The 624-nt window shown below is 52.6% G+C and carries 1 rRNA gene; it reads right to left on the bottom strand.

The features are described from left to right. Positions 1-420: ribosomal RNA gene (locus BFF94_RS37570) — 16S ribosomal RNA — on the bottom strand; the annotation flags it as partial. Positions 421-624 lie beyond the last annotated feature (204 nt).

The raw sequence follows: 624 nt of genomic DNA, 5'->3' as shown, positions 1-624 counted from the left end.
CCGAAGGCCTTCTTCACACACGCGGCATTGCTGGATCAGGCTTTCGCCCATTGTCCAAAATTCCCCACTGCTGCCTCCCGTAGGAGTCTGGGCCGTGTCTCAGTCCCAGTGTGGCTGGTCGTCCTCTCAGACCAGCTACTGATCGTCGCCTTGGTAGGCCTTTACCCCACCAACTAGCTAATCAGCCATCGGCCAACCCTATAGCGCGAGGCCCGAAGGTCCCCCGCTTTCATCCGTAGATCGTATGCGGTATTAATCCGGCTTTCGCCGGGCTATCCCCCACTACAGGACATGTTCCGATGTATTACTCACCCGTTCGCCACTCGCCACCAGGTGCAAGCACCCGTGCTGCCGTTCGACTTGCATGTGTAAGGCATGCCGCCAGCGTTCAATCTGAGCCAGGATCAAACTCTTCAGTTTAAACCTGTTACTGTTTTCGGTTCGGTTAAGAACCGGTCGCTCACTCAAAGCTGACAGGAATATGAATTGCTTCATAAACCTGACTTACTTTAGTGTGAGACTCTTGATACTTTCGCTATCTGATCCGAGGATCAGCTCGCTTCCATCAAGCGCCCACACTTATCGGCTGTTAATTTTTAAAGAACATTTCTGCGAGAAACTTCG

This window comes from Burkholderia catarinensis (genome assembly GCF_001883705.2).
GTDB lineage: Bacteria > Pseudomonadota > Gammaproteobacteria > Burkholderiales > Burkholderiaceae > Burkholderia > Burkholderia catarinensis.
This window is presented reverse-complemented; position numbering and strand designations above follow the sequence as displayed.